The organism is uncultured Rhodococcus sp. (genome assembly GCF_963525155.1).
Lineage (GTDB): Bacteria > Actinomycetota > Actinomycetes > Mycobacteriales > Mycobacteriaceae > Rhodococcus_F > Rhodococcus_F qingshengii.
This window is the reverse complement of record NZ_CAURKP010000250.1, coordinates 1-6,164: the sequence shown is the minus strand read 5'-3', so window position 1 is coordinate 6,164 and position 6,164 is coordinate 1. Positions and strand designations below refer to the sequence as shown.

General features: G+C 65.1%; 7 protein-coding genes. 4 read left to right on the top strand and 3 right to left on the bottom strand.

Annotation, left to right across the window (positions count from 1 at the left end; all coding sequences use genetic code 11):
- The 3 genes from RWT78_RS27295 to RWT78_RS27285 form a co-directional block, all read right to left on the bottom strand.
- Positions 1-134, bottom strand: a 134-nt coding sequence (locus RWT78_RS27295) for a glycogen/starch synthase (protein ID WP_314682233.1), incomplete at its 3' end; no start/stop codon positions are given.
- On the bottom strand, positions 131-1,666 hold the full coding sequence (locus RWT78_RS27290) for a glycoside hydrolase family 57 protein (RefSeq protein ID WP_314682230.1): 1,536 nt from the start codon (positions 1,664-1,666) through the stop codon (positions 131-133). The genes RWT78_RS27295 and RWT78_RS27290, both read right to left, overlap by 4 nt.
- A 29-nt stretch (positions 1,667-1,695) precedes the next feature.
- The gene (locus tag RWT78_RS27285; protein ID WP_314682228.1) at positions 1,696-2,475 is read right to left on the bottom strand and encodes a class I SAM-dependent methyltransferase; all 780 of its coding nucleotides are present in this window, start codon (positions 2,473-2,475) and stop codon (positions 1,696-1,698) included.
- A gap of 271 nt (positions 2,476-2,746) precedes the next feature.
- Between RWT78_RS27285 and RWT78_RS27280 the strand changes: the two genes are divergently transcribed.
- The 4 genes from RWT78_RS27280 to RWT78_RS27265 all read left to right on the top strand — a co-directional run.
- A complete protein-coding gene (locus RWT78_RS27280) occupies positions 2,747-3,547 on the top strand; it encodes an electron transfer flavoprotein subunit beta/FixA family protein (RefSeq protein WP_003944754.1) in 801 nt (266 codons plus the stop codon).
- Between the two features lie 48 nt (positions 3,548-3,595).
- Entirely contained in the window at positions 3,596-4,552 is a 957-nt protein-coding gene (locus RWT78_RS27275) for an electron transfer flavoprotein subunit alpha/FixB family protein (protein WP_003944698.1), read from the top strand.
- A 135-nt stretch (positions 4,553-4,687) separates the two neighbouring features.
- On the top strand, positions 4,688-5,524 hold the full coding sequence (locus RWT78_RS27270) for a GNAT family N-acetyltransferase (RefSeq protein WP_003944707.1): 837 nt from the start codon (positions 4,688-4,690) through the stop codon (positions 5,522-5,524).
- Positions 5,524-6,164, top strand: a 641-nt coding sequence (locus RWT78_RS27265; RefSeq protein ID WP_314682222.1) for a lysophospholipid acyltransferase family protein, incomplete at its 3' end; no start/stop codon positions are given. The genes RWT78_RS27270 and RWT78_RS27265, both read left to right, overlap by 1 nt.

Below are 6,164 nucleotides of genomic sequence, written 5' to 3'. Positions count from 1 at the left end.
CCGGAGGGGCGACGCGAGAGAACAACGACCTCGTGGCCTGCAGCAGCCAACTCGGTGGCGAGATGGTGGACGTGTCGGCCGAGGCCGCCGACAACGACCGGGGGGTACTCCCACGAGACGATGAGAATTTTCACGACGCGCTCCCGTTCACCAGTTCAGTGTCAGGAAGACGGCGTGCATCCAGACCGGGGAACAATCCGTCGGCGCGATTCCAGCCTTTGGCCAACCGCTCGGCGACGGCGTCGCGGCCGGAAACGAGCGCTTCGGAGATTTCCCTGGTCGCGTGGGCGTGCTTGTGTGCGCGTTCGCGGGCGTACCCCGCGGCCGAATCCTTGCTCACCATGAATGCCCAATCGCTCGAAACTGTCATCAGTGTCTCGCGAAGTACCTGATCGTTGACCCGGTTTCGCAGTTCCGGTCGGCCGGGTGCGTTGTCGCGTCCGCGAGACTTGTCCACGGTGCCGAGCGCGGTCTCCACCACTTCGGAGTTCAGTTGCACCAGGTCGGACACCTGATCGCCGGCCCAGACACGCCAGTCCTTACCCGATCCCCAGGACGAATCCTCGAGTTGAACGGGTTCGCCGACGTATCCCGATGCCTTGGCGTCGGCGAGGGTGCCGACGCGAATTCCGGCCTCGGGAAGCGCGCGCAGGAGTTTTTCGAGCCACTGCGGACCTTCGTGCCACCAGTGCCCGAACAGTTCGGTGTCGAAAGCTGCGACCACCAGGGCGTCGCGGCCGATGCGGGTGGATTCACTGCGCAGACGCGCCCGAACGGTTTCGACGAAGTCGGCAACATGCTTGTCGACGGCGGCCGCAGCGAGTTCGGGGTCGTACGGCAACTTGTCGGCGGAGTCGACGGTCCGTCCGGTGACCCGCGACGGCTTGAGACCCGTCTCGTGGTCGTAGGTGTGGAAGTCGCGGTAGGCGGCGTGACCCGGATATCCGGACTTGGGGGACCAGACGCGGTAGCTGACCTGCAGGTCGCGGCCGAATGCAACCACGTCGGATTCTCGAACCGGGCGGCCGAGGGACGTGTCGCCGCGCAAGGCGGGGCCGTCGACCATGAAGTGGGTGACGCCCGCTTCGGCGTACCCGCGCTCCATGCCCGGGGTGTACCCGCACTCGGGTCCCCAGATCCCGGTCGGAGTGTGATTCCACCGGGCATGCGCGTCGGCGAGACCTTCGCGGAGGGAGAACGCCCGCAAGCGAGGATCGAGCAGCGGTTGGAACGGGTGGGCCAGCGGCCCGCCGAGAAGCTCGAAGGCCTCGCGATCGATGAGGTCGCGGAACACCGGTGAGGCGCCGTGCTGCCAGTGAGTCTCGAAATCTGCGAGAGCGGCAGCTGACGCCCGGTGTTCGCGCGCGCCGAGTTCGCGGTGCGCCGCGTCCGGCATGCCGGCGGCCTCGTGGGCGCGGATCTGCCAGTTGCCGAGCCAGTGATGCATCCCGGCGAGGCAGTGGGGATCGTCCAACTGGGCCGCGAGTACGGGCGTGATTCCCAGCGTCAGCAGGTGCGATCGGCCCTCGTCGGCCAGGCGACGTAGCGCGGCGGCGAGCGGAATGTACGACGCAGCCCAGGACTGGTAGATCCATTCCTCGCCGACTGGCCATCTGCCGTGGTTGGCGAGCCACGGCAGATGGGAGTGCAGAACCAGGGCGAACATCCCCGGTTCGGTGACGGGTGTTGCGTTACTCACTCGCCGGTTTCCTTCACGGCAATAGCGACGAGGTCGAGGCTGTCGTCGATGTCGGGTTCGCTGATGCTGAAGTCGTCGACGGTGATGCCCTCGACGTCGCGGGTGAGATCTTCCGGCCAGGGCTCGCCGGCCAACGCGCGGTCGATCTGCGCATTGATGAACGATCCGCCGTGCTTGGCGTCGAGTTCCTTCAGGCGCGAACCGTGGTGGACGCCGGTCATCAACTGAACGCGGAATCCGGCGTCTTCGAGCAATCCGGTCATTTCGGAGGCGTTGAGCTCACGAGTGTGGAAAGGGTTGAGCGGCGTGTCGCGGCCGGGGGAGAAGGTGATCCGGTTGGGGGTGCTGATGAGAAGTTCACCGCCGGGAGCGAGAACTCGGAAGCATTCGCGTAGGAACTGACCCTGATCCCACAGGTGCTCGATCACCTGGAAATTGACGACGACGTCAACCGAGTTGTCGGCCAGTGGAAGCTCGGCGAGGTTGCCGTGGAGCATCTCGACGCGGGGGTAGCGGGCACGGACGTGCTCGACCGCGGAGATGTCGTAGTCGAGGCCGGTAACCTTTGTTGCGACGTCCGCAATCATGTTGGCGCCGTAGCCTTCTCCGGAACCGGCCTCGAGGACTCGGCGGTCCGTGCAGCGCTCCAGAAGTGCGCGGTACACCACTTCGTGGCGTCGGAACCAGTAGTTCTCCTCGGGGATTCCTGGCACGGTTCGTTCGCCCGTCAAGGGCAGGGGTGCGTCCTCGTGGTTGCTGACACTCGTTTCACTCACCCGTGCGAGATTAGTGCCATCCGAGTAGAACGTGTTCGCCGTGGTCCAGATCACTGCTGTCAATTCCTGTTCGTGCCGTTATGGTGGACGAGGTTCCACGTTAAGTTACCCACCGGTAACTTAACGTGGGGTAATCTAACGCACAGCCGACGTGAACCGAGAAATTCGCCCGTAGGGAGACCTGTCGGACTCTCTTTTCGGACGCTCGGACTGCGCGAGCACCACAGACGATTTATCAGGTGAATTACACACAGGAGGTCGACGAAGACCCATGACGAATATCGTTGTTTTGATCAAGCAGGTCCCCGACACATGGTCCGAGCGCAAGCTGACCGACGGCGACTACACGCTTGACCGTGAAGCCGCCGACGCAGTCCTCGACGAGATCAACGAGCGCTCCGTCGAAGAAGCACTCCTCATCAAGGAAGCTCAGGGCGGTGAGGTAACGGTGCTGTCCGCAGGTCCCGACCGCGCCACCGACGCTATCCGCAAGGCTCTCTCGATGGGCGCCGACAAGGCCGTCCACATCAACGACCCGGCACTGCACGGCTCCGACGCGATCCAGACCGCATGGACGCTCGCTGCTGCTCTCGGCCAGATCACCTTCGAGAACGACGAGCCTGCCGACCTGATCATCGCCGGCAACGAGGCCACCGACGGCCGCGTCGGCGCTGTTCCGGCCATCATCGCCGAGTACCTGGGCATCCCGCAGCTCACCCAGCTGCGCAAGGTCGTCGTCGCCGACGGCAAGATCACCGGTGAGCGCGAGACCGACGAGGGCGTCTTCGGCCTCGAGGCTTCGCTGCCCGCGATCGTCTCGGTCACCGAGAAGATCAACGAGCCGCGCTTCCCGTCCTTCAAGGGCATCATGGCCGCGAAGAAGAAGGAAGTTCTCGTCTACACGCTGGCCGACCTCGGAGTCGACCCGGAGACCGTCGGAGTTGCCAACGCCGGCACCACCGTGACGTCCTCCACCCCCAAGCCCCCCCGTACCGCTGGTGAGCGCATCGTCGACGAGGGAGACGGTGGCACCAAGATTGCCGCGTACCTCGTCAGCAACAAGGTCATCTGATCGCGCCCTTCTAGACATCCAGCAGAAGAACTCAGGGAGAGTTAAGTCATGGCAGAAGTACTTGTGCTCGTAGAGCACGCAGAGGGTGCGCTGAAGAAGGTCAGCACCGAACTCATCACCGCTGCACGCGCACTCGGTGAGCCGTCGGCAGTTGTCGCCGGCCCCGCGGGCACCGCAGCAAAGCTCGCCGACGCTCTGGCAGCAGCCGGCGCCGAGAAGATCTACGTCGCCGAGTCCGACGACATCGACGGCTACCTCGTCACCCCCAAGGTCGACGTTCTCGCCGCTCTGGTCGAGTCCACCAGCCCGGCAGCAGTCATCACCGCAGCCGGCACCGAGGGCAAAGAGGTTGCCGGTCGTCTGGCCGCACGTCTGGGCTCCGGATTGCTGACCGACGTCATCGAGATCAAGGCTGACGGCACCGGCGTCCACTCCATCTTCGGTGGCGCGTTCACCGTCGAGGCCAAGGCCAACGGCGACGTTCCGGTCTACTCGGTTCGTCCGGGCGCAGTCGAGGCTGCTCCGCAGGCCGGCGCAGGCGAGCAGATCACCGTCGAGGTTCCGGCTCAGGACGAGAGTGCCGTCAAGGTCACCTCGCGTGAGCCCATCGTCGGCGGCGACCGCCCGGAGCTCACCGAGGCGTCGGTTGTCGTCTCCGGTGGACGTGGTGTCGGCAGCGCGGACAAGTTCTCCGTCGTCGAAGAGCTGGCCGATTCCCTCGGTGCTGCAGTCGGTGCTTCGCGTGCCGCTGTGGACTCGGGTTACTACCCCGGACAGTTCCAGGTCGGTCAGACCGGTAAGACGGTCTCCCCGCAGCTGTACATCGCGCTCGGCATTTCCGGTGCCATCCAGCACCGCGCCGGCATGCAGACGTCCAAGACCATCGTCGCGGTCAACAAGGACGAAGAGGCACCCATCTTCGAGATCGCCGACTTCGGCATCGTGGGCGACCTGTTCAACGTCGCACCGCAGCTCACCGAAGCTGTGAAGTCCCACAAGGGCTGAAAAGCACAAACTGCTGTGCGCCTTTATCAACCCCCCGCGGTTGATAAAGGCGCACAGTGCTTTATTCACCCGGGCTGCATCGGCATGTCACTTCGTCGATACCGAGACGCCGTTCGCGCTCGATAAACCTTGCGCATGACAATTACGTCAGTCCTTCGCTCCGCGAGTGACAATCTCGGCCGTGAGGTCGCCCAGCCGAGATATTCCCTGATCGTCTCCTCCGACCGCGAGCATCGTGTCGCTGCGCAGCGCCTTCGATACCGAGTGTTCGCCTCCGAGCCAGGCTTCTCCCTCCCCGCTTCGGCCGGGGTGTTCGAACTCGACGCCGACGCCTTCGACGAATTCTGTGATCATCTTCTCGTTCGCGACAACATCACCGAGGAGTACGTCGGCTGCTACCGAATGCTGCCGCCGGATTCCGCTGCGGCGGCCGGTGGGTATTACACCGCAACGGAATTCGACATCTCCGCGCTCGATCCGGTGGCGAACAGGATTGTCGAAATGGGTCGCGCGTGCGTCGATCCCGCTCACCGCACCGGATCCGTCCTGAGCCTGATGTGGTCGGGCATCCTGCACTATCTCGAATTGACCGGATACGAGTGGGTGATGGGCTGCGTCTCCGTGCCCGTCTTGCCGAGCCCCGATTCAATTGCCGGCGCCGATGTCCGCGGCGTCCGTGACTTCGTGATGAACAAGCACGCCAGTCCGGGGTCGCGGCGGGTGATCCCACGAAACCCGGTGGTCCTCGGGGGTCTGACGCTCGACGAGATCGCCGCACCGGAACGCGTGACGATGCCGCCGTTGCTCCGTGGCTACTTGCGGATGGGCGCGATGATCTGCGGGGAGCCCGCCCACGATCCCGAGTTCGGTGTGGCCGATTTTGTTGCACTGCAAGGCCTTCACTCCGCCAACAAGCGCTACCTCGAACGGCTGCGATCGGCGGCCGCCGCACACGAGTCGGGGATCGGCTGATGACCGCGGCGGTGCCGTACTGGGTGCCGACGAGCCCCTGCGGCGACGGGTGCCTACCCGCGGACGCACCCGGTGTGTCGAGTATCACCGTGATGGCCCGCGGGGTCATGGTCGGTGCCGCACTGGTGACTGCGCCTGTGCTTTCGGCCGGCTGGCTGCTCCCGCGCACCTGGCGTACTGAGATGCAACGCGGATACTCGCGCGCGTTGCTGCGGTGTCTGGGGATGAAGCTGACGGTCGACGATCAGCGGTTGGGGCGCGCGGAACCTGACGGGGTCATGGTTGTCGCCGGTCACGTGTCCTGGACCGACGTCCTCGTCGCGAGCGCCGTTGCTCCGGCCAACTTCGTCGCCCGCGCCGACCTGCTCGACTGGGCAATGCTCGGCGGTCTCGCGCGCCGGATGCGCGTCGTCCCCATCGACCGCGCTCGCCTGCGTGAACTCCCCGGAACCGTCGACGTCGTTCGCGAACGCCTGCAGCGAGGTGTCCGGGTGATGGTGTTCCCCGAGGGAACGACCTGGTGCGGGCGGGCGTACGGCGGTTTTCGTCCGGCGATGTTCCAAGCAGCCGTCGACGCCGAATGCCCGGTTCAGCCGATGGCGATCCGCTACGAGAACGCCGACGGTTCCCTGTGCACCGG

Bases quoted from the DNA above. Each gene is read 5' to 3' on its own strand.
- RWT78_RS27290 (WP_314682230.1), bottom strand. From the start codon at position 1,666: ATGTTCGCCCTGGTTCTGCACTCCCATCTGCCGTGGCTCGCCAACCAC.
- RWT78_RS27280 (WP_003944754.1), top strand. From the start codon at position 2,747: ATGACGAATATCGTTGTTTTGATCAAGCAGGTCCCCGACACATGGTCC.
- RWT78_RS27275 (WP_003944698.1), top strand. From the start codon at position 3,596: ATGGCAGAAGTACTTGTGCTCGTAGAGCACGCAGAGGGTGCGCTGAAG.
- RWT78_RS27270 (WP_003944707.1), top strand. From the start codon at position 4,688: ATGACAATTACGTCAGTCCTTCGCTCCGCGAGTGACAATCTCGGCCGT.